Genomic DNA, 19042 nt, shown 5'->3' with positions numbered 1-19042 from the left:
GGGGACGCCCGGGGCGCGCGGACAGCGCGCGGCACCCACCCCGCGCCGTGATACGGTGACGTACACAACGGCGCGGGGTGGAGCAGCTCGGTAGCTCGCTGGGCTCATAACCCAGAGGTCGCAGGTTCAAATCCTGTCCCCGCTACTCGCGACGAAGGCCCGGATCCTGATCACAGGATCCGGGCCTTCGTCATGCCCGGCGCGCCCCCTCCGTGATGCGTTCATGCCGGTGTCCCATGCCAGTGATGTGGGGTTCGTGCGAAGAGTGGTCCGGGCGGGGGGAGTTGAGGGAAGCTGTGTTTCACTTATCTCTCTGTGGGCATGTCGACAAAACGCTGAAGTGACCTCACTGGCTGCGGTATACCAGGTGTACCCAGGTTGCAGGTGGTGCGACGATGGACGTTATGGGGGACAAGGCAACTCTGTTGGAGACTGGGCGTTTTGTGCCGTCGGCCGACCGGGACGATCCGGGGGTCGCCGACGATCCGGGGGCCGCCGCGGAAGAGATGCAGCACCGGGTCGCGGCCGAGGCCGGGGACGTGGACGCGATGAGCGTCCTGGGAAGCCTGCTGCTGCGCCGCGGCGATCTCGACGGCGCCGAATCCTTGCTGCGCGCGGCGACCGCCGCCGGTGACCGCGCCGCGGCCAACAACCTGGGTGTCCTCCTGCACCAGCGCGGCTATGTCGAGGAGGCCGCCGGATGGTGGCGGATCGCCGCCGTCGCGGGCTCGGCCGCCGCGGCCCACGCGCTCGGCAGGCACCACCGCGAGCGCGGCGACGAGCCCGCGGCCGAGTACTGGCTGCGCCAGTCCGCCGAGCAGGGCCACACCCTCGGCGCGTACGCGCTCGCCGACCTCCTGGAGCACCGGGGCGACGTCGGCGCGGAGCGCTGGATGCGCACCGCCGCCGAGCGCGGTCACCGCGAGGCGGCCTACCGCCTGGCGCGCGCCCTCGACCGGCGTGCCGAGCAGGAGCCGCCCGGCGAGGTCGGCGCCCGCCCCGACGCGGGCCGCTCGCCGCTCGACGAGGCCGAGCAGTGGTACCGCCAGGCCGCCGCGCGCGGCCACCGCCGTGCCGCGCTGCACCTCGGCGCCATCCTGGAGAAGCGCGGCGACCTCAAGGAGGCCGGGCGCTGGTACCTGACCTCCGCCAAGGACGGCGAGGCCAAGGCCGCCTGCGCCCTCGGCTTCCTGCTGCGCGACGCGGGCGACGAGACGAACGCCGCCGTGTGGTGGCTCAAGGCCGCCCAGGACGGCGACGGCAACGCGGCCAACGCCCTGGGCGCGCTGCACGCCGAGCGCGGCGAGACCCAGACCGCCGAGCGCTGGTACCGCGCGGCACTCGACGCGGGCGACGTGAACGGCGCGTACAACCTGGGCCTGCTCTGCGCCGAGCAGAAGCGCACCGCGCAGGCCGACCAGTGGTACCGCCGCGCCGCCTACGCCGGACACCGCGAGGCGGCGAACGCGCTCGCCGTGCTGCTGCTCCAGGGCGGCGACGCCCTCGGCGCCGAGCCGTGGTTCTCCAAGGCGGCCGAGGCCGGCAGCGTGGACGCCGCGTTCAACCTCGGGATCCTGTACGCGAGCCGGGGCGACGACACGGCGGCGCTGCGCTGGTACGAGCGGGCCGCGGCCGCGGGGCACACCGACGCGGCGCTCCAGGTCGGCACGGCACGCCTGCGCGAGGGCGACGAGCAGGAGGCCGAGCGGCACCTGCGGTGCGCCGCGGGCGGCGGCAGCGCGGAGGCCGCGTACCGCCTCGGCACGGTGCTCGACGCGCGCCGCCCGGCCGCGGCCGCGCCCGCGCTCGGGGAGCCCGCGGCGCGCAAGTCGGAGTGCGAGGAGTGGTACGAGCGCGCGGCCCAGCAGGGGCACCGGCGGGCCCAGGTGCGGGTTGGGATGCTCGCCGCCGGGCGGGGCGACGTGGTCGGGGCCGCGCGGTGGTACCGCCTCGCGGCGGAGGCCGGGAGCCGCAACGGCGCGTTCAATCTGGGCCTGCTCCTCGCCCGCGAGGGCAGCGAGCCGGAGGCCGCGCTGTGGTGGACGCGCGCCGCGGACGCCGGGCACGGCCGGGCCGCGCTGCGGCTCGCCCTGCTGTACGCCCGCCGGGGGCAGCTCGCCGAGGGCCAGCGGTGGGCCTCGCGGGCGGTGGAGCTCGGGCCCGCGGAGGTGGCCGAGCGGGCGGGGCGGCTGGGTGAGGCGCTGCGGCAGGAGCTGTCGGCGTAGGAGCCCTGTGCGGGGGGCCGGGCCCTGCCGCGGGGCGCCTGGTGCAGGGCCGGGGCGGGTTCGTTGCGCGGCGTCGCGGTCCGCCCTGTGCCCACCCTTCCCCAAGCTCTCGGCTCCGCTCGGGCAGGGGATGCCCCACTCGCCCTCTGGGCGGACCAGCTGCCCACGGGGCGAGCGCCAGCGGAAGGGATTTGCGCTGGTCGTGGGCGTGGCGTACTGTTGGGTTCACCGACGCGGGGTGGAGCAGCTCGGTAGCTCGCTGGGCTCATAACCCAGAGGTCGCAGGTTCAAATCCTGTCCCCGCTACTAGAGGCCGAAGGCCCGGAACCGATCAGGTTCCGGGCCTTCGGTGTTTCCGGCCGCGCCCGCGCGCGGGCCGGTGATGCACGCATGGCTGAGGCCCGGCACCCCAGGGGTGCCGGGCCTCAGCCGTGTCGTCCGCTCAGGCGCTCGCCGCGCTCGTCGCACACGAAGGGCACACGCCCCGATACGTGACCTCCACGTCCGAGATCGTGAAGCCGAAGCGCTCGGAGTCGGGGAGGACCGAGAGCGGATTGCCTGTCGGGTGGACGTCACGGATCGCGCCGCACTGGGAGCACACCAGGTGCTGGTGCGGCCGGTGCGCGTTCGGGTCGTACCGCTTGGCTCTGCGGTCCGTGCTGACCTCGAGGATCTCGCCGAGCGAGACCAGCTCGCCCAGGGTGTTGTAGACGGTCGCCCGGGAGATCTCCGGCAGCTTCGTGACGGCACGGGCATGCACCTCGTCCGCCGTCAGATGCACGTGGTCCCCATCGAGGACCTCGGCCACGACGCGCCGCTGTGCGGTCATCCGCCAGCCGCGTCCGCGCAGTCGTTCCAACAGGTCGCTCATGAATCCAGCCTAACAGGCAGGGGACCTAGGTCCCGACTGAGTGTGACTTTGGAAGTCCACTTGACTTAGACAATGTCTATCGTAGGATCGAGTTCGGCAGACGCCAAGGACAGGACTTGCAGGAATGACGCAGGAGGCGCACGTGACGCAGGGACACCTCACCACCGAGGCCGGAGCGCCGGTCGCCGACAACCAGAACAGCGAGACCGCGGGCGTCGGCGGTCCCATGCTTCTCCAGGACCAGCACCTCCTGGAGAAGCTGGCGCACTTCAACCGCGAGCGGATCCCGGAGCGCGTGGTGCACGCGCGGGGCGCGGGCGCTTACGGCACGTTCACGGTGACGGCGGACGTGACCCCGTACACGCGCGCCGCGTTCCTCTCCGAGATCGGCAAGGAGACCGAGGTCTTCCTGCGCTTCTCCACGGTCGCGGGCAATCTCGGCGCGGCCGACGCGGTGCGTGACCCGCGCGGCTTCTCGCTGAAGTTCTACACCGAGGAGGGCAACTACGACCTCGTCGGCAACAACACCCCCATCTTCTTCATCCGGGACGCCATCAAGTTCCCCGACTTCATCCACACGCAGAAGCGCGACCCGTACACGGGCTCGCAGGAGGCCGACAACGTCTGGGACTTCTGGGGGCTCAGCCCGGAGACCACCCACCAGGTGACCTGGCTGTTCGGTGACCGCGGCATCCCGGCGTCGTACCGCCACATGGACGGCTTCGGCTCGCACACCTTCCAGTGGAGCAACGAGGCGGGCGAGGTCTTCTGGGTCAAGTACCACTTCAAGACCGACCAGGGCATCAAGAACCTGACCGCCCAGGAGGCGGAGGCGCTCGCGGGCAAGGACCCCGACTCGCACCAGCGCGACCTGCGCGAGTCGATCGAGCGCGGCGACTTCCCGACCTGGACCGTGCAGGTCCAGATCATGCCCGCGGCCGACGCGGCGACCTACCGCTTCAACCCGTTCGACCTCACCAAGGTGTGGCCGCACGAGGACTACCCGCCGGTCGAGATCGGCAAGCTGGAGCTCAACCGCAACCCGGAGAACGTCTTCGCCGAGGTCGAGCAGGCGATCTTCTCGCCCGCGCACTTCGTCCCCGGCATCGGCCCGTCGCCGGACAAGATGCTCCAGGGCCGCCTCTTCGCGTACGCCGACGCCCACCGCTACCGCGTCGGCATCAACGCCGACCACCTGCCGGTGAACCGCCCGCACGCCACGGAGGCCCGCTCCTACAGCCGTGACGGCTATCTGTACGACGGCCGCCACAAGGGCGCCAAGAACTACGAGCCGAACTCCTTCGGGGGCCCGGCCCAGACCGGTCGGCCGCTGTGGGAGCCGACCGCCGTCACCGGGAGCACGGGCAACCACGTGACGCCCGTGCACGCCGAGGACGACGACTTCGTCCAGGCGGGCAACCTGTACCGCCTGATGGCCGAGGACGAGAAGGAGCGGCTGATCGAGAACCTCGCGGGCAGCATCGCGGGCGTCTCGCGCGCCGACATCGCCGAGCGCGCCATCGGCAACTTCCGCCGGGCGGACGAAGACTTCGGCAAGCGCTTGGAGGCCGCGGTCCAGGCCCTGCGCGGCTAAGCACCCAAGCCCTTGCCGTAGGTGACGGGCCGGGCCCCCTCGGGGGTCCGGCCCGTCCGCCGTGTCCGGGCGGTGCCGCGGGTGGTGCCCGGGGCGGTGCTCAGGTGGCCGTGAACTCGGCCACCGGGGCGGGGCGGCGACGGCCCGGCGCCCAGCAGCGGATGATGTCGCGCACGGAGACGATGCCCACCGGCTCGTCGTGGTCGAGCACGACGAGGTGCCGGAAGCCGCCGTGAGCCATGGCGTCGGCGGCGTCCTCCAGGGTCCAGGCGGGGCCCGCGAAGACGACGGACGTCGTCGTGTGCGCGCTCGCGGTCTCGAGGTCCGGGTTCTGGCCGCGGCCGAGGGAGTTGAGGACGTCGCGCTCGGTCAGGATGCCGAGGCCGCAGGTGTCGGGGTCGAGGACGACGGCCGCGCCGACGCGGCGCGCCGACATCAGCCGGGCCGCCTGACGGAGGGTGTGCGCGGGGCCGATGGTGAGGACCAATGTGCTCATGGCGTCACGGACGAGCATGGGCTTGAGCCACCTCCTTGGGGAGCCCTTTGCCCTCGGCGTGCCTGGAGCGGGGAATCGCATGGCCAAGAGAAAGGATTCACAAATTCACAAGCGGGGGGACTCTCAGAGTCGCAGCGAAACGGAATGCCAACAAGGGGGCGCGTGCGCCCAGTTCGGGGGCGCGCGGCCCCGGGCTCGCCTCCGACCCCGGCCGGGACCCGCCTCCGCGGGCGGCCGGTCCGGCGTCCCGGCGTCGGCAGGGCCGGTGCCCCGCGGGCGGTCGGTCCGGTACTCCGGCGTCGGCAGGGTCGGTGCCCTGCGCGCGGCCGGTCCGGTACTCCGATGTCGGCCGGGCTGGCGTCCTACGGCCGGTTCAGATAGGCCAGCATCTCGTCGTGCAGCAGCCCGTTCGACGCCGCCGCGTTGCCGCTGTGCGGGCCGGGGGTGCCGTCGAGGCCGGTGAAGCGGCCGCCCGCCTCCGTCACCACGATCGCGTTCGCCGCCATGTCCCACAGGGACAGCTCCGGCTCCGCGCAGAAGTCGATCGAGCCCTCGGCGACCATCATGTACGGCCAGAAGTCGCCGTACGCGCGCGTGCGCCAGCAGGCGCGGGTGAGGTCCAGGAAGGAGTTCAGGCGCCCCCGCTCCTCCCAGCCGCTGAGCGAGGAGTACGCGAAGGACGCGTCCTGGAGCCCGGCCACCTCGGAGACGCGCAGCCGGGTCGCGGACGACAGGCTGCGCCCGGTGTACGCGCCGCCGCCCTTCGCGGCCCACCAGCGACGGCCGAGCGCGGGCGCGGAGACGACGCCGACCACCGGCTGGTAGCCGCCCTCGCCCGCCTCCATCAGGGAGATGAGCGTGGCCCAGACCGGCACGCCGCGGACGTAGTTCTTGGTGCCGTCGATCGGGTCGATGACCCAGCGGCGCGGGCCCGTGCCCTCGATGCCGTACTCCTCGCCGAGGATCGCGTCCCGCGGCCGGGCGCGCTGGAGCTGTCCGCGGATCAGCTCCTCGGCGGCCTTGTCGGCCTCGCTGACCGGCGTCATGTCCGGCTTGGTCTCCACCCGGAGGTCGAGGGCCTTGAACCGGCCCATCGTCGCGGCGTCGGCGGCGTCCGCGAGGACGTGGGCGAGGCGCAGATCATCGTGATAGTCGGGCATGGGTGAACAGTATCGATCTCGTTTCGCGCGAGCCACAGCGCGTATCGGGCGCCGCCCGCCGTACCCCTTGACAGTGCCTCGTGGCGCGTCAAACCTGGCCACCAGAACCGCACGGGCCGCCCGGCCCTGGGCAGCGGGAGGCGACGATGCCTGCAGCGCGGGAATCACTGCTCGACGCGGCGTACACCGCACTGGCCCGCAGGCCGTGGGCCGGTGTGCGGATGGTCGACGTGGCGGCGGTCGCCGGGGTGTCCCGGCAGACCCTGTACAACGAGTTCGGCAGCAAGGAGGGCCTCGCGCGGGCCCTGCTCCGGCGCGAGACCGACACCTATCTGCGGGGGGTGGAGCGCGCGCTCGCGCAGGCCCGCGACCCCGTGGACCGGCTGGCCGCGGTGAGCGCGTGGACGATCGGCGCCGCCCGCGACAACGCCCTGGTGCGGGCCGTGCTCACCGGCTTCTGGAGCGAGCGCCTGCCCGCGCCGAGCCGGGCCGTGGTGTCCAGCTCGCCGGTGCCCGCGCAGCGCCGCGCGGACGCGGGCGTGCCGAGCCCGGCCGAGCTGCTCGTCCAGGTGCGCGACCGGGCGATGGCCGCGCTGACCGAGCGGGGCCGCCCCTCGGAGACGGAGGAGCTGGCGCGGGCCTGCGAGAGCGCGGTGCGCGTCGCGCTGTCCTACGTGGTGGCGCCCGGCGGCCGGGACGAGGACTCGGTCCAGCTGGTCAGGCGGGTGGTGCTGCGCGGCCTCAGTGGGCCGAGCCCGACAGCTGGAGGCCGATGACGCCGAGGATCACCAGCGAGATCGAGACGATCTTGAGGGTGGAGACCAGGTCGCCGAGGAAGATCATGCCGTAGATGGCCGTGCCCGCGGCGCCGATGCCCGTCCACACCGCGTACGCCGGGCCCACGTCCAGCTTCTTCAGGGCCAGCGTGAGCAGGCCGAAGCTGCCGAGCGCGAAGCAGGCGAAGGCGATGGTGGGCCAGACGCGAGTGAAGCCGTGCGACAGCTTCAGGCAGACCGCGAAGCCCGTCTCGAGGATCCCGGCGACGATGACCAGCAGCCACGCCATGGTTGTGCCTCCCGCATCCGTACGACCCGTACGTTCCGTGACTGCTTCGCCAAAGCTTGGAACAATCTTGGTGCGATTATGCACTTACCGAAGCGGCACGGGTGTAAACAACGCGAAGGTCGGGTCACCCGTGGGAGATCCCCTCCGCCAAAGGGCCGGGCCCCGCGCGGTCAGTCGCCCTCGCGCCGCTCCCGGGTGGCGAGCAGCCGACGCAGCGAGTAGAGCCGCGCCGGATCCGCGTGGCCCTCGGCCACCCACGCGTCGAGCGCGCAGTCGGGCTCGTCGTGACTGCACGCGCGCGGGCAGTTCTCGGTGCCGGGCTCCAGGTCGGGGAAGGCGTGGATGACGCGCGAGGGGTCCACGTGGTGCAGGCCGAAGGAGCGCACGCCCGGGGTGTCGATCACCCAGCCCTCGCTGCCCGCCAGGGGCAGGGCGAGCGCGGACGTGGTGGTGTGGCGGCCGCGGCCGGTCACCGCGTTCACATGGCCGGTGCTGCGCCGCCGCTCCTCGGGGACCAGGGCGTTCACGAGGGTGGTCTTGCCGACGCCGGAGTGCCCGACGAACGCCGTGATCTTGCCGTCGAGTTCGGCGCGCACGCGGGCCACCGCCGCGCCGCTCTCCAGCTCCTCGCGGCTGGTGACGACGTACGGGATGTCCAGGTCGCCGTACAGCTCAAGGAGCTTGTCCGGCGGGGCGAGGTCGGACTTCGTCATGACGAGGAGCGGGGTGAGCCCGCCGTCGTACGCGGCGACCAGGCAGCGGTCGATCAGGCGCGGGCGCGGCTCGGGGTCGGCGAGCGCGGTGACGATGGCGAGCTGGTCGGCGTTGGCGACGGCCACGCGCTCGAACGGGTCGTCGTCGTCCGCCGTGCGGCGCAGCACCGAAGTGCGCTCCGCGATGCGGACGATGCGGGCGAGGGTGTCCTTCTCGCCGGACAGGTCGCCCACGAGGGCCACCTGGTCGCCGACCACCGCGGCCTTGCGGCCCAGCTCGCGGGCCTTCATCGCGACCACGATCCGGTCGTCGACCAGACAGGTCAGGCGGCCGCGGTCGACGGTGAGGACCATTCCGTCGGCCGCGTCCTCGTGCTTGGGGCGGATGTTCGTACGGGGGCGGTTGCCCTTGCGGTTGGGGCGGACCCGGACGTCGTCCTCGTCGGTGTGCTTGCCGTAGCGGCGCATGGTTCCAGTCCGCCCGTCAGTTCCCGAGCATCCCGGTCCACAGGTCGGGGAAGTCGGGCAGCGTCTTCGCCGTCGTCGCGACGTTCTCGATCTGTACGCCCGGCACGGCGAGGCCGATGATCGCGCCCGCCGTGGCCATGCGGTGGTCGTCGTAGGTGTGGAAGACGCCGCCGTGCAGCTTGCGCGGGCGGATGTGCAGGCCGTCGGCGGTCTCGGTGACGTCACCGCCCAGCTCGTTGATCTCCTTGGTGAGGGCGGCGAGCCGGTCCGTCTCGTGCAGCCGCAGATGGGCGACGCCGCGCAGTGTGGACGGGGAGTCGGCGAGGGCCGCGACGGCGGCGATGCCCGGGGTCAGCTCGCCGACCTCGCTGAGGTCGGCGTCGATGCCGTGCACCGAGCCGGAGCCGGTGAAGGTCAGGCCGTGCTCGGTCAGCTCGCAGGAGCCGCCCATCTCGGTGAACAGCTGCCGCAACGCGTCACCGGGCTGGGTGGTGCGCGTCGGCCAGTCGGGGATGGTCACGCGGCCGCCGGTGATCAGGGCCGCCGCCAGGAACGGCTGGGCGTTGGACAGGTCGGGCTCGATCGTCAGGTCGCGGCCGAGCAGGGCGCCCGGCGTGACCCGCCAGACGTTCGGCTCGCCGCCCGCCTCGGGGGTGTCGACCTGGGCGCCCGCGGAGCGCAGCATGTCGACGGTCATGCGGATGTGCGGCATGGACGGCAGGGTGCTGCCCACGTGCCGCACCTCCACGCCCTGGTTGAAGCGCGGGCCCGAGAGCAGCAGCGCGCTCACGAACTGTGACGACGAGGAGGCGTCGATCTCGACCTGGCCGCCGTCCAGGGCGCCGCCGCCGTGCACCGTCAGGGGCAGCGCGCCGCGGCCGTCGTCGTCGACGCGGGCGCCGAGGGCGCGCAGGGCGTCGATCACGCCGTGCAGCGGGCGCTCGTAGGAACGGGGGTCGCCGTCGAAGCGGATCGGGCCGTCGGCGAGGGCCGCGACGGGCGGCAGGAAGCGCATCACCGTGCCCGCGTTGCCCACGTCGACCGTGACCGGGCCGTGCAGGCCCGACGGGATGACGCGCCAGGCCTCGCCGGAGGCGTCCGGGCCCCCCGCGGCGGTGGAGCTGGACGAGACCGTCTCCTCGATGCCGACGCCCATGGCGCGCAGGGCGCCCGCCATGAGGAGGGTGTCGCGGGAGCGCAGCGGGCGGCGCAGCCAGCCGGGCTCGGCGGCGAGGGCGGCCAGGACGAGGGCGCGGTTGGTGACCGACTTGGAGCCCGGCACGTGGACCGTCGCGGCGACGGCTCCGCTCGCGTGCGGGGCGGGCCAGAGGGCGGTGTGCGTCGGGTTCACGGTCATGCCCCTCACTTTAGTGGTTGGCGACGACCACAGATCTTGATCAAAAGTGGCGAAATCCAGGCGAAACCGCGAAGCGTCGAGCGCTTCGCTGGATTGCCGTGCTGGGACGTCGGTCGTCTGCGGGGCCGTCGTGGCTAGTCACGCCCCCAAGTTCTCGGCTCCGCTCGAACAGGGGGGACCCCCTTCGCGGCGGAGCCGCACATCAGCACAGCCCCGCGCCCCTTCGGGGCGCTCCGGTTGCCGCGGCGCACATGTCGTACAGGGCTCGCACACCAGGTCACACGGTGAGCAGCCAGCGCCCGCCGCCTATCAGCGAGCACAGCGACACGGCGTGGAACAGGAACAGCCACAGCCCCGCCGGGACGTGCGTGAGCCGGGCCAGCTGGTCCGCGTCGGAGTCCCCGGCGCCCCCGTGCCGCCGCTTGGCCTGGAGCTCGAAGGCGGGCCGCACGCCGCCCAGGAGCAGGAACCACACCACCGCGTACGCGAAGGCGGCCTGCACGTCGGTGCTCGCCAGCCAGGAGACGACCAGGAAGGCGCCGCCCGCCAGGATCATCGTGAGCGCGCCGTACGCGTTGCGGATCATCACCAGCATCGCGGCGAGCAGGGCCGTGGCGATCCACAGGAAGGCCGTGATGTGCCCCTGGGAGAGCAGTGCCGCGCCGCCGAGGCCGAGCAGCGGGGGAGCGGTGTAGCCCGCGGCGGCGGTGAGGATCATGCCGAGGCCCGAGGGCTTGCCGCGGCTGACGGTCAGGCCGCTGGTGTCGGAGTGCAGCCGGATGCCGTCCAGGCGGCGCCCGGTGAGCAGGGCGACCAGGCCGTGGCCGCCCTCGTGGGCGATGGTGATGGCGTTGCGGGCCACGCGCCAGACGCCGTGCGGGACGACGGCGGCGAGCGCGACGACGCCGGTGGCGATCACCAGCCACTGCTCGGGCGCGGACTGCGTGCCGACGACGCGGTCCCACAGGTCGCTCAGGCTGGCGGAAGCGGTGGTGTGCATTGCTCGGTTGGCTCCCTGTCGTGTGCCGCGGCGTGGCAGTGTTGCACGTATGTGCGGACGGTATGCATCGAGTCGTAGGCCCGAGGATCTCGCAGGAATCTTTGAGATAGAGGAGGGGGTCCCCCCTGTTCGAGCGGAGTCGAGAACTTGGGGGAGGGAGCCGGAAGAGGCCCTCGAGGCGGACTACAACGTCGCTCCCACGAAAGAGGTCTACGCCGTCCTCGACCGTCCCCTGAAAGACGCCGCGGACAAGGCTCCGGTTCGCCAGTTGCGCAAGCTGAAGTGGGGACTCGTACCGTCCTGGGCCAAGACGCCGGAGGGCGGCGCCCGGATGATCAACGCGCGCGCCGAGACGGTGCACGAGAAGCCCTCTTACCGCCGGGCCTTCGCCGCGCGGCGCTGCATCCTGCCCGCCGACGGCTATTACGAGTGGGTGACCGCGGCCGCCGAGCGCGAGCTGGAGGTCGAGGGCAAGAAGAAGCGGCCCCGCAAGCAGCCGTACTTCGTGCTGCCCGCCGACGGCTCGGTGTTCGCGATGGCGGGCCTGTACGAGTTCTGGCGGGACCGCACGCTGCCCGACGAGCACCCGCTCGCCTGGTGGGTGACCTGCTCGGTGATCACCACGGAGGCGGAGACCACCCCGCTCGCCGTCGCCCCGGAGGGCGGGCCCGGCTCGCTCGCGGACATCCACCCGCGCATGCCGCTGATGCTCACGCCCGACCGCTGGGACGCCTGGCTCGACCCGGCGCGCACCGACGTGGAGGACGTGCGCCCGCTCCTGGAGCCGCCGCCCGCCGGGCTCCTGCGCGCCTACCCCGTCTCGACCGCCGTCAGCAACGTCCGCAACAACGGTCCGGAGCTGCTGAAGGAACTGGACGGCCCTGAAGAGGGCACACTCTTCTGACGTGACGCACAGTGAGACCCACAGCGAAGTCGTCGAGACCCGCGGCGAAGCCGTCGAGACCGAAGCCGGGGCCGCCCGGATCACCTGGCACCCCGCCGAGCGGGCCCGGGCCGTCCTGGCCCTCGGCCACGGCGCGGGCGGCGGCATCGAGGCCCGCGACCTCCAGGCCATCGCCGCCGCCCTGCCCGCGCACGGCGTGACCGTCGCCCTGGTGGAGCAGCCCTGGCGCGTGGCGGGCAAGAAGGTGGCGCCCGCGCCGAAGACGCTCGACACCGCCTGGCGCGGCCTGTGGCCCGCCCTCGCCGAGCCCGGCCTGCCGGTGATCGCGGGCGGTCGCAGCGCCGGGGCCCGCGTGGCCTGCCGCACCGCCACCGAGCTCGGCGCGGCCGCCGTGCTCGCGCTGAGCTTCCCGCTGCACCCCCCGGGCAAGCCGGAGAAGTCCCGCGCCGACGAGCTGCTCGGCGCCGGGGTGCCGACGCTCGTGGTGCAGGGCGGCAACGACCCCTTCGGCAAGCCCGCCGAGTTCCCCCGGAGCCCCGGTTACGACCTCGTCGAGATTCCCTTCGGGGACCACTCCTTCGCCGTGCCCAAGCGGGCGGACATCGGCCAGGAGGAGGCTGTGAAGCGGATCACGGACGCCGTCGTCGCCTGGACGGACGCTTCGGGAATGTTGAGCGCGTGACCTCTGTTGTCGCGAACAGACCGCAAACAGTGTTCGTAGAAGAGGGGGCCGCCCGCATGGGATCGACCATCTGCCCGAACCGCTCCAGCGCTGCTGACCTGGAGTGGAGCGTGCTGAGCGCGCCCAAGGCGGCCCCTATTCGAGCGGCGGGCAAAGCGGGTCGTCGTCTATCCTCCGAAACCAGTGGGACCGGCTATGGCCCCACCACGTCGTTGGAGGAGGTGGGTCCGGTCACTGGGACCGACGCAGGCACTGAGCACGGTCACTCCGAGCAGCCGGAGCGTCCCGATGAGGTTTCCGAGACGGCCGCGGAGCGCACGGCTCGCTTCGAGCGGGACGCGCTGATGTTCCTCGACCAGATGTACTCGGCGGCGCTCCGCATGACCCGGAACCCCGCGGACGCGGAGGACCTGGTCCAGGAGACCTACGCGAAGGCGTACGCGTCGTTCCACCAGTTCCGCGAGGGCACCAACCTCAAGGCCTGGCTCTACCGCATCCTCACGAACACGTTCATCAACTCGTACCGCAAGAAGCAGCGCGAGCCCCAGCGCAGCGCCGCCGAGGAGATCGAGGACTGGCAGCTGGCGCGCGCCGAGTCGCACATGTCCACCGGACTGCGCTCGGCCGAGTCGCAGGCGCTCGACCACCTGCCGGACTCCGACGTGAAGAACGCGCTCCAGGCGATCCCGGAGGAATTCCGCATCGCCGTGTATCTGGCGGACGTGGAGGGCTTTGCGTACAAGGAGATCGCGGACATCATGGGTACACCCATCGGTACGGTGATGTCCCGTCTGCACCGGGGCCGCCGCCAACTCCGCGGCATGCTCGAGGACTACGCGCGTGACCGCGGCCTGGTCCCGGCCGGTGCCGGAGACTCGAACGAAGCGAAAGGCTCGGGCTCATGAGCTGCGGAGAGCCGCACGAGACTGACTGCAGTGAGGTCCTGGACCACCTCTATGAGTTCCTGGACCGGGAGATGCCGGACAGCGACTGCACCAAGTTCGAGACGCACTTCGAGGAGTGCTCCCCGTGCCTGGAGAAGTACGGCCTCGAACAGGCGGTGAAGAAGCTCGTCAAGCGCTGCTGCGGCCATGACGACGTACCCGCCGACCTGCGGGCGAAGGTCATGGGCCGGATCGACCTGATCCGCTCCGGGCAGGCCGTTCCGGACGACGGCGTGGATCTCGCGCCCGGCTCCTGAGGCGCCCGGCTCCTGAGGCGCCCGGCTCCCAAGGTGCCCGGCTGAGGCGCCCGGCTCCTGAGCGGCGGTGCCCACGGCCCCCCGAAGGGCCGTTGTTCACCCGCTAGTTGAACGTTTCTCTCTGTTTCTTCTGGGGTTTCTCACTCGAAGGTGCTAATTCGCGCCCGCGACCGCCGAGGCGGTCAGGGCCCGTTCTACTCTCCCGACCTGGATCGGGAGGAGAACCCCTATGCGGTCGGTGCCGGTGTGGGCCCGAGGCTACGTCCTGTGCGCCGCGCTCGGCGGGGCCGTCTGCGCGGCGCCCGCGTTCGGCCCCGGTACGCCCTGGACCGTCGTCGGGCTGCTCGCCCTGCTGCACGCGGGCGGGGAGCGCACCGTCGTCCGCGGCGGCCCCGCCGTGCCCGCCTTCTACCCGGTGCTGCTCGCCGCGGTGTTCCTGCTGCCACCGGCGGCGGCCGCGCTCGTCGCCGTCCCCGGCGCCCTGCTCGCCCGCGTCCCCCGGCGCCCCCGGGGGCTGCGCCGCCTCTGGCGGGCCGCCCAGCCTGCCCTCGCCGCCTGGGCCTCGGGGTGGACGTACGCCGCGCTCGGCGGTCCCGACGCGGCCTCGGCGCCGCCCGACTTCCCCGCCGTGCTGCTGCCCGCGGCGCTCGCCGTGCTCTGCTTCGCCGCGGTCGTCGCCGCCCTCGACGGCGGCATCCTGGTGGCGGCGGAGCGGGTGCCGCCGCGGCGCGCCTGGCGCGGACTGCTGCCGGGCTCGCTCGCGCCCGTCGCCGTGCACGGCCTCGCCGGGCTGATGATGGCCGTCCTCTGGAACAGCCGGTACGGCCCGCTGGCCGCGCTGCTCGTGCTGCTCCCGATGGGCGTCTCGTGCTGGGTGTTCGCCCAGTACCACCGCGAGCGCGCCGCCCACCAGGCCACCATCCGCGCGCTCGTGCAGGCCGTCGACATCAAGGACCGCTACACCCGGGGCCACAGCGAGCGGGTCGGCCGTGCCTCCGTGCTGATCGCCCGCGAGCTGGGCATGGACGACCGGCGCGTGGAGCTGCTCCGCTTCGCCGGGATCCTGCACGACGTGGGCAAGCTCGGCGTCCCCACCCGGCTGCTGCGCAAGGAGGGCCCGCTGACCCCGCAGGAGCGGCGGGTGATCGAGCTGCACCCCGAGTACGGCCACGAGATGGTGCGCGGCATCGGCTTCCTCGGGGAGGCCAGGGCGGCGATCCTGCACCACCACGAGCGCATCGACGGCAGCGGCTACCCCTACGGCCTGAGGGGCCGTCAAATCCCGGAGTGCGCCCGGGTGGTGGCCGTCGCCGACGCCTTCGACGCCATGACGTCCTCGCGCTCCTACCGCCGGGCCCGGCCGGTCGAGGCCGCCGTCGCCGAACTGCGCAGATGCGCCGGGGCCCAGTTCGACCCGGCCATGGTCGGCGCCCTCGCGCGGGCCCTCGACCGGTGCGGATGGGACGCGGAGGTCACGGCGGGGGACCGCGGAAACGCTTCACCGGGCGAGCCGCGTGCGCCTCGCGGGCCGCGTGAGTCGGGCGAGCCGTATGAGCCTCGAGGGCCTCGTGGGCCTCGTGGGCCGGGCGAGCCGGGCCCGTCGGTGGAGGTGGAGCCGGGCGTGCCGGGCCCGGTCGGCGGTGTGGTGTCCGGCGCCCCCGCGGCCCGCGGCCCGGCCGCCCGGTGACGCACGAGCCCGCGGGGCGGCTCGCCGCCGCGGTGGCCGCCGTGCTCCGCGGCGCCGCCCTCCTCACCGCGCTCGCCGCGCTCGCTGCCACGCTCTGGCGCGGTGTCGAGGAGCCCGGGACCGCCCTCGCCTTCGGGGCGCTCATCACCGTGGGCGAGCTGGCCCGGTGGGGGAGCGGCGGCGAGCGGGAGCCCGCGCCCCTGGGGGCCGCGGGCGCGCTGGCGTACGCCCTGCTGGGGGAGAGCGGCGGGCGGGCGACCCACCACGGAGTCCTCCAGGTGGTCGCCGTGGTCGTGGCGGCGGGGCTCGTCGGCGCCGTGCCGCACGTCGCGCTCGGCCGCGGGCCCGCGCCCGACGCCCTGGCCCGGCGCGTGCTCACCGTCGCCTTCGCCGCCGTGTGCTTCCAGCCGCTGTACAACTCGGGCCGCCTGGAGGACTTGGCGGGCTACGGCAGCTGGTACGCCGCCGTGGTCGTGGCCCTGCTCGCGCTCACCGCGCTGTGCGACGCCGTGCTCGCGGCGGCCCTGGCGCACGCCCGCCGGGGGTGGCCGTTCGGGCCGCTGCTCCGCGACGAGCTGCGGCGCATGCCCGGCATCGGCTCCGCCGTGTGCGCCACGGGGGCCGTGATGGCGCTCGCCGTCGCCGTGGCGGGGCTGTGGGCGCTGCCGGTGTTCAGCTGCCCGCTGCTGCTCACCCAGCTGGCCGTCCGCCGCTACGCCGCCGTGCGGGCCACCTACCGGCAGACCATCGCCTCGCTGGCCCGCGCCACCGAGATCGCCGGGTACACCCCCGCGGGGCACGCCCGACGCGTCGCGGACCTCAGCCGGGCCATGGGCCGTGAGCTGGGGCTCTGTGGGGCGGACCTCACCGTCCTCGAGTACGCGGCGCTGATGCACGACATCGGGCAGCTCTCCCTGGTCGACCCCGTGCCCGCGGGCGCCACCGCCCGCCTGCCCGCCACCGAGCAGCGGCGCATCGCCCTGCTCGGCGGGGCCGTGGTCCGGCAGACCGGGGTGGCCGCGGACGTCGCCGTGGTCGTGGAGCGCCAGGCCGATCCGTACCGCGAGCAGCCGCTCACCGCCCGTATCGTGCGGACCGCGAACGCATACGACGAGATGGCACGGGAACACGGCCCTCAAGGACCACTGGCCGCCCTGGAGCGGCTGCGGCTCGGGACCGGGCGCGAGTACCAGACAGAGGTGGTCGAGGCCTTGGCCCGGGCTCTGGCGGGGGCGCCCCGCCGGGCCCGCTAGCGTGCTCGGGGCACGGGTGCCCCGCCCCGGACCGGCACGGCCCCTGACACGATCGGGGGGTCCGGCCGAAGCGGCGGGGAGCGGGCCCGGGCCGCCCCGTGAAGGCGCCGGGGACGGGCCGTCTGACCTCGGGCCCCGCTGGGTAACCCATGGGTAATGAGCGGCCGTCCGACCGTACGTGGTTGGATGCGAAAGAGAAGCGGGGCCGCGCGGCAGCGCGGCGGCGGGGACATCCCGACAAGAGCTGGCAGGCGGGAATCGTGAGGATCTTCGGCAAGGGACGGCACCGGCCCTCCGCCTCCTGGCGGCAGGCCACCGACAGGGCGTTCACGCTCATCGGCGACGGTCGCTACGAGGACGCGGGCGCGCTCCTGACGCGCGCCGCCGATCTCGAACCCTGGCTTTCGGAGTCCTGGTTCAACCTCGCGCTGCTGCACAAGTTCCGGCACGACTGGGAGCAGGCGCGGGCCGCGGGCCTGCGGGCCGTGGCGCTGCTCGACCGCTCGGCGGGCGCCCCCGACTGGTGGAACGTGGGCATCGCGGCGACCGCCCTGCAGGACTGGCCGCTGGCGCGCCGGGCCTGGCAGGCGTACGGCCTCAAGGTGCCCGGCGGGGTCGCCGCGACGGGCGAGCCCGCCGGGATGGACCTGGGCAGCGCGGCCGTGCGGCTCTCCCCGGAGGGCGAGGCGGAGGTCGTCTGGGGCCGCAGGCTGGACCCGGCCCGCATCGAGGTGCTCTCCATCCCGCTGCCGTCCTCCGGGCGGCGCTGGGGCGAGGTCGTGCTGCACGACGGCGTGCCGCACGGGGAGCGGACCACGGCCGCCGGGCACGCCTACCCCGTCTTCGACGAGATCGAGCTGTGGGCGCCGTCGCCCGTGCCCACCTGGGTCGTCCTCCTGGAGGCCGCGACGGAGGAGGACCGGGACGCCCTGGAGAAGCTCGCCGCCGACGCCGGTTTCGCCGCCGAGGACTGGTCGTCGTCCGTGCGGCTGCTCTGCCGGATGTGCTCGGAGTCGCGGATGCCCAGCGACGAGGGCGACGGGGAGCACCTGGACCCGCACGACCACAGCGAGCCGGGGCACCCCGGCCCGCTCGGCCACCGCAGCCCGGGAGCGCTGTGGGTGCCCGAGCGGGAGTGCGGCCTCGCCGCCCCCGCGGGGCTCGTGCGCGGCCTGCTCGACGGCTGGGTCGCCGACAGCCCGGACTCCCGGGCCTGGCGCGACCTCGAAGAGGTCTGCTAGCCCCCTGACGAGCGCCGGAGGCCGATGCCCCGACGGGGAGCTGCCCGTACCCTGTACGGGCAGTACACAGACCCAGGAAGAAGGCATACGGCGGACATGGCGCAGGACACTGAGCAGAGTTACGCGGACGGAGTGCTCCCGGTCGACGACGAGGGCTTCGTCATCGACACGCAGGACTGCGAGGAGCGGGAGACGGCCTACCGCGAGCGCGGCACGTACCGGCCCATCACGGTCGTCGGCAACCCGGTCCTGCACAAGGAGTGCAAGGACGTCACGGCCTTCGACGACGAGCTCGCGAAGCTGATCGACGACATGTTCGTGAGCCAGCGCGTCGCCCAGGGCGTCGGCGTCGCCGCCAACCAGGTCGGCGTCGACCTGAAGGTGTTCGTGTACGACTGCACGGACGACGAGGGCGTGCGGCACGTGGGCGTCGTCTGCAACCCGGTCCTCCAGGAGCTGCCCGCGGAGCGGCGGCGCCTGGACGACTCCGGCGAGGGCTGCCTGTCCGTGCCGACGGCGTACGCGCCCCTGGCCCGCCCCGACTACGCGGTCGTGACCGGTCAGGACGAGAAGGGCAACCCCATCAAGGTGCGCGGCACGGGCTACTTCGCCCGCTGCCTCCAGCACGAGACGGACCACCTGTACGGGTATCTGTACATCGACCGCCTCTCCAAGCGGGAGCGCAAGGACGCGCTGCGGCAGATGGCGGAGGGCACGCCGCGCTACCCCGTGGTGCCGAATGACTGAACTGCGCCACAGCTGAGGCGTGCGGTGAGCGCGTGACGACAGCGGCCCCTGGTCGGGAGTACCCCACTGACCAGGGGCCGTTGGTGTACCCGCTCAGAACCGGACAGGACTAGCCCACGATCAGCCGCCCGTGATCCAGATTCAGTCACGTAAGGGGATGTTCTCGGCACGCTGGGGTAGTGAATGGCGCAAATGTGTTCCCTGAACGGTCAGTTGTGGTGCTGAATGGAAAGCGCGGGGATACGCAACGGCGCGCGCCCGGCACGGCGACAGGGGCGTGGGCCTCAGCGCGGTCGAGAGGGGTTTGTTCGTGCCTGCTTCCTCACACAGCACTTCACAGTCGGACTGGGCGACACGTGCCCCGGCACGCGTTCCGGC

At 73.2% G+C, this 19042-nt stretch carries 18 protein-coding genes and 2 tRNA genes; 13 read left to right on the top strand and 7 right to left on the bottom strand.

Annotation, left to right across the window (positions count from 1 at the left end; genetic code table 11):
- The first annotated feature begins 71 nt into the window (after window positions 1-71).
- The 3 genes from ACIG3E_RS00180 to ACIG3E_RS00170 all read left to right on the top strand — a co-directional run bounded on the left by ACIG3E_RS00180 (window position 72) and on the right by ACIG3E_RS00170 (window position 2531).
- Window positions 72-145, top strand: a tRNA-Met gene (locus tag ACIG3E_RS00180).
- Between the two features lie 250 nt (window positions 146-395).
- Window positions 396-2225 carry a sel1 repeat family protein gene (locus ACIG3E_RS00175; RefSeq protein ID WP_399609419.1) on the top strand — a complete coding sequence of 610 codons (1830 nt, stop codon included), beginning with the start codon at window positions 396-398 and terminating at the stop codon, window positions 2223-2225.
- Window positions 2226-2457: 232 nt separating this feature from the next.
- Window positions 2458-2531 (top strand) — tRNA-Met (locus ACIG3E_RS00170).
- Between the two features lie 136 nt (window positions 2532-2667).
- On the opposite strand, the gene ACIG3E_RS00165 is transcribed toward ACIG3E_RS00170, so the two are convergent.
- Window positions 2668-3096: a Fur family transcriptional regulator gene (locus tag ACIG3E_RS00165; RefSeq protein WP_399609417.1), complete on the bottom strand. Its 429-nt coding sequence runs from the start codon at window positions 3094-3096 to the stop codon at window positions 2668-2670.
- 142 nt (window positions 3097-3238) lie between these two features.
- On the opposite strand from ACIG3E_RS00165, the gene ACIG3E_RS00160 reads away from it, so the two are divergent.
- Window positions 3239-4690, top strand: coding sequence for a catalase (locus ACIG3E_RS00160; RefSeq protein ID WP_399609415.1), 1452 nt, complete (start codon window positions 3239-3241; stop codon window positions 4688-4690).
- Window positions 4691-4790: 100 nt separating this feature from the next.
- Here ACIG3E_RS00160 and ACIG3E_RS00155 read toward each other — a convergent pair whose 3' ends face one another.
- Both ACIG3E_RS00155 and hisN read right to left on the bottom strand, forming a co-directional pair.
- Complete coding sequence (locus ACIG3E_RS00155; RefSeq protein ID WP_399609412.1) at window positions 4791-5204, bottom strand: cyclic nucleotide-binding/CBS domain-containing protein; 414 nt, start codon at window positions 5202-5204, stop codon at window positions 4791-4793.
- 344 nt (window positions 5205-5548) lie between these two features.
- Window positions 5549-6346 carry a histidinol-phosphatase gene (gene hisN, locus ACIG3E_RS00150; protein WP_242722662.1) on the bottom strand — a complete coding sequence of 266 codons (798 nt, stop codon included), beginning with the start codon at window positions 6344-6346 and terminating at the stop codon, window positions 5549-5551.
- 146 nt (window positions 6347-6492) lie between these two features.
- Here hisN and ACIG3E_RS00145 point away from each other — a divergent pair, with 146 nt between their 5' ends.
- Window positions 6493-7122, top strand: a complete 630-nt coding sequence (locus ACIG3E_RS00145; RefSeq protein WP_399609410.1) for a TetR/AcrR family transcriptional regulator — start codon at window positions 6493-6495, stop codon at window positions 7120-7122.
- Here the strand turns inward: ACIG3E_RS00145 and ACIG3E_RS00140 are convergent.
- The 4 genes from ACIG3E_RS00140 to ACIG3E_RS00125 all read right to left on the bottom strand — a co-directional run bounded on the left by ACIG3E_RS00140 (window position 7088) and on the right by ACIG3E_RS00125 (window position 10949).
- Window positions 7088-7411, bottom strand: coding sequence for a DMT family transporter (locus ACIG3E_RS00140; RefSeq protein ID WP_399609408.1), 324 nt, complete (start codon window positions 7409-7411; stop codon window positions 7088-7090). The two genes, ACIG3E_RS00145 and ACIG3E_RS00140, sit on opposite strands and share 35 nt — an antisense overlap.
- Window positions 7412-7581: 170 nt before the next feature.
- Window positions 7582-8592: a ribosome small subunit-dependent GTPase A gene (rsgA, locus tag ACIG3E_RS00135; protein WP_399609406.1), complete on the bottom strand. Its 1011-nt coding sequence runs from the start codon at window positions 8590-8592 to the stop codon at window positions 7582-7584.
- A gap of 16 nt (window positions 8593-8608) precedes the next feature.
- Complete coding sequence (aroA, locus tag ACIG3E_RS00130) at window positions 8609-9949, bottom strand: 3-phosphoshikimate 1-carboxyvinyltransferase (RefSeq protein WP_399609404.1); 1341 nt, start codon at window positions 9947-9949, stop codon at window positions 8609-8611.
- Between the two features lie 277 nt (window positions 9950-10226).
- The gene (locus tag ACIG3E_RS00125) at window positions 10227-10949 is read right to left on the bottom strand and encodes a M50 family metallopeptidase (protein WP_399609402.1); all 723 of its coding nucleotides are present in this window, start codon (window positions 10947-10949) and stop codon (window positions 10227-10229) included.
- A gap of 49 nt (window positions 10950-10998) precedes the next feature.
- Here ACIG3E_RS00125 and ACIG3E_RS00120 point away from each other — a divergent pair, with 49 nt between their 5' ends.
- From ACIG3E_RS00120 to def, 8 genes are all read left to right on the top strand, one after another.
- Complete coding sequence (locus tag ACIG3E_RS00120) at window positions 10999-11853, top strand: SOS response-associated peptidase (RefSeq protein ID WP_399609400.1); 855 nt, start codon at window positions 10999-11001, stop codon at window positions 11851-11853.
- Window position 11854: 1 nt separating this feature from the next.
- Window positions 11855-12535, top strand: a complete 681-nt coding sequence (locus ACIG3E_RS00115; RefSeq protein ID WP_399609398.1) for an alpha/beta family hydrolase — start codon at window positions 11855-11857, stop codon at window positions 12533-12535.
- A 221-nt stretch (window positions 12536-12756) separates the two neighbouring features.
- Window positions 12757-13440, top strand: coding sequence for a sigma-70 family RNA polymerase sigma factor (locus ACIG3E_RS00110; protein WP_242722705.1), 684 nt, complete (start codon window positions 12757-12759; stop codon window positions 13438-13440).
- Window positions 13437-13736 (top strand): mycothiol system anti-sigma-R factor, encoded by a 300-nt coding sequence (gene rsrA / locus ACIG3E_RS00105; RefSeq protein WP_399609395.1) that lies wholly within the window; start codon window positions 13437-13439, stop codon window positions 13734-13736. Before ACIG3E_RS00110 ends, rsrA begins: the two co-directional genes overlap by 4 nt.
- 229 nt (window positions 13737-13965) lie before the next feature.
- A complete protein-coding gene (locus ACIG3E_RS00100; RefSeq protein WP_399609393.1) occupies window positions 13966-15423 on the top strand; it encodes an HD-GYP domain-containing protein in 1458 nt (485 codons plus the stop codon).
- Complete coding sequence (locus tag ACIG3E_RS00095; protein WP_399609391.1) at window positions 15420-16676, top strand: HD-GYP domain-containing protein; 1257 nt, start codon at window positions 15420-15422, stop codon at window positions 16674-16676. The genes ACIG3E_RS00100 and ACIG3E_RS00095 overlap by 4 nt, the downstream gene beginning before the upstream one ends.
- Before the next feature lie 260 nt (window positions 16677-16936).
- On the top strand, window positions 16937-17917 hold the full coding sequence (locus ACIG3E_RS00090; protein ID WP_172383743.1) for a hypothetical protein: 981 nt from the start codon (window positions 16937-16939) through the stop codon (window positions 17915-17917).
- A gap of 96 nt (window positions 17918-18013) precedes the next feature.
- Entirely contained in the window at window positions 18014-18664 is a 651-nt protein-coding gene (gene def, locus ACIG3E_RS00085) for a peptide deformylase (RefSeq protein ID WP_399609388.1), read from the top strand.
- Window positions 18665-19042 lie beyond the last annotated feature (378 nt).

Origin of the sequence: Streptomyces sp. NPDC053474 (genome assembly GCF_044544845.1) — a bacterium.
Taxonomy (GTDB): domain Bacteria; phylum Actinomycetota; class Actinomycetes; order Streptomycetales; family Streptomycetaceae; genus Streptomyces.
This window is presented reverse-complemented; position numbering and strand designations above follow the sequence as displayed.